Source organism: Streptomyces torulosus (assembly GCF_001419765.1).
In the GTDB taxonomy this organism is placed as follows: Bacteria; Actinomycetota; Actinomycetes; order Streptomycetales; family Streptomycetaceae; genus Streptomyces; species Streptomyces torulosus.
Window position 1 is genome coordinate 1 of record NZ_LIRK01000763.1, and the last position, 2,738, is coordinate 2,738.

General features: G+C 72.8%; 1 pseudogene. It reads right to left on the minus strand.

The features are described from left to right. Nucleotides 1–14 precede the first annotated feature (14 nt). Nucleotides 15–2,738, minus strand: a pseudogene (locus tag AOK23_RS39380) (glycoside hydrolase family 2 TIM barrel-domain containing protein); the annotation flags it as partial.

Consider the following 2,738-nt stretch of genomic DNA (forward strand, 5'->3'; position numbering starts at 1 on the left):
CTTCACGCTGTCGGGGGCCCGTCGAGCCGTACCGACAGCTCGTGCCGGGCCCCCGACAGCGTGAAGTGCCGTACGCCGTGCCGTCCTCCGCTCTCCTGCGGGCGCAGATAGGGCGTGAACAGGTCGTCGACGGCGGCCGAGTGGTGCCCGACGGGAGCCCCGACCGCACGGTCCGGGTAGCTCTCCCAGGGGCCCTGCCCGTACCAGGCGAGGCGGTCGAACCCTTCGGTGGTCTCGAACGCCGTGCCGACGCGGGCGACGTCCGTCAGCTCCTCGGGCAGCACGGCCATCTCCTCGACCAGGATCCGGCCGTCCACCAGCGCCGTGAACGTCTGCTCGTGCTCGACGGCCCCGGCACCCGTCAGCAGGCGCGACCGCACCCGCACCACGGGGCCCTCGCGCTCCACGGACACCGTCTCCCGTGCCGGGCTGTCGAGGCCCCAGGCCCGCCAGCGCTCGGCCATGCCGCCGAGGACGTCGTTGTCGGTGGGGGCCCGCCACAGGCTCAGCGTCGGCGGGGCGGCGAGCAGCGGATGCAGCAGCAGCCCCTCGTCGTCCGTGCGCGGCGGGGGCACATGGCCCTGGGTGTCGTCGGCGCCGACCACCGGCTCGCCCTCGTCCGCCTCGTACCACCGCACATGCGGGACGCACACCTCGGTGCCGCGCGGCGCCCACGGCTCGTCGGCGGCCGTCGTCACCCGCAACGTCAGCCAGATCTCACCGGCCCCGTGCCGCACCTCGGGCCGGTCGATGACGGCGGAGCCGCCCGCGGGCACGTCGGGCAGCTGGGCCGGCACCGTCCAGGTGCCGCCGTCGGCCGCGGCGAACTCCCACTCGGCCGCGAGCCACGAAAGGTCCCGGAAATGCTGCTTGTTGTGGACCCGCAGCACCCGCCAGGTGCCCTCGCCCTCGACGGACAGCCGTACCGGGGCGGCGATCTCGCGGTGCTCGTACATCACCGGCTTCGGGGTCCGGTCGGGGAAGACCACCCCGTCGGCGATGAACGCGCCGTCGTGGATGGTCTCGCCGAAGTCACCGCCGTACGCCCAGCGCAGTCCGGGGGCGGCGACACCGTTGTCATACAGCCCGGCGCCCCCACGCCCGGCCGGTCTTCCGTCGTTCACACGCTGGAGGATGCCGTGGTCCCAGAACTCCCAGATGAACCCGCCCTGAAGACCCGGGGTCGCCTCGATGGCCGCCCACGTGTCGGCGAGCGTGCCGTTGCTGTTCCCCATGGCGTGCGAGTACTCGCACTGGATCAGCGGCCGGGTCTGCTCGCCGGAGAGCGCGTGCGCCACACAGTCCTCGATCGGCGCGTACATGGGGCAGGCGATGTCGGAGGCGTCGTCCGTGGCCCCCCAGTCCAGCTTCGCGGCGCCCTCGTACTGCACCGGCCGCGTCGGATCGTGCCGCCGCAGCCAGCCCGCCGCCGCGTCATGGTTGGCGCCGTAGTCGGACTCGTTGCCCAGCGACCAGATGATCACCGAGGGGTGGTTCTTGTCCCGCAGCACCATCCGGGACACCCGGTCCACGAACGCGTTGAGATAGCGCGGGTCGTCGGCTGTCTCGTGGGCGTGGTCGTGCGACTCGATGTCCGCCTCGTCCACCACGTAGAAACCGAGCTCGTCGGCGAGGTCGTACAGCGCCGGGTCGCTCGGATAGTGGGAGGTGCGGATCGCGTTGAAACCGAAGCGCTTCAGTGTGACCAGGTCGGCGCGCAGGTCGTCGTACGCCACCGTCCGGCCCGTCAGCGGATGGAAGTCATGGCGGTTCACGCCCCGGATGTAGACGCGCTCCCCGTTGACCAGCAGGTCCCGGCCGCGCACCTCGACGTCGCGGAAGCCGATCCGGTGGCGCGAGGTGTCCGCCACCGTGCCGTCGGCGCGGTGCAGCCGGACCGTGAGGTCGTACAGCTCGGGCGTCTCGGCGCTCCAGGTCCGCACCTCGGGGACGACCGTCTCCATCCGCGCCTCACCGAGGAAGTCGGAGACCCGCTCGTCCTCGGCGTTGACCCGGTCGAATTCGGTGTCCTGGGCGAGCGCCAGACCGTCCAGCTCGCCGCTGACGTACCACCCGGCGGGCAGCGCGCCCGTGCCCTCGGTGGTCCGCACCCGGCAGTCCACCCGCAGCGCGCCGTCGCGCCGGGCCCGCACGGTCACATCCGCGAGATGCAGTGGGTCGGTGGCGTACAGCAGTACCGAGCGGGTGACGCCGCCGAGCCACCACTGGTCCTGGTCCTCGATGTGGGAGGCGTCGGACCACTTCACGACCGTGAGCCGCAGCGTCGACGGCGCTCCGGGGCGTACCAGGTCCGTCACGTCGAACTCGGCTGCCAGATGGGAGTCCTTGGACATGCCGACGGGCCGCCCGTCCACATGGACGAGCAGCACGCTCTCCGCCGCGCCGACCTGGAGGACGATCCGGCGGCCTGCCCAGTCGGCGGGTGTCTCGACCTGCCGTTCGTACACGCCCGTCGGGTTCGCGGCGGGGGAGTGCGGCGGGAACTCCGGCCACGGCATACGGACGTTGGTGTACTGCGGGGGGTCCTCGGCCGCGTGCAGCGCCCAGGAACCGGGAAGTTCGGCCCAGGACCAGGTGGGGCCGGGCTCGTCGCCGGGCGAGGGCAGCAGCTGGAACCGCCAGCGGCCGTCGAGCGACCGCGCCCGGGAGCGCCGGTCCACGGCGGACATGGGCAGCCGCCCCCAGGAGGTCACCTCGGGGGCGGCTGCCCATGTCCG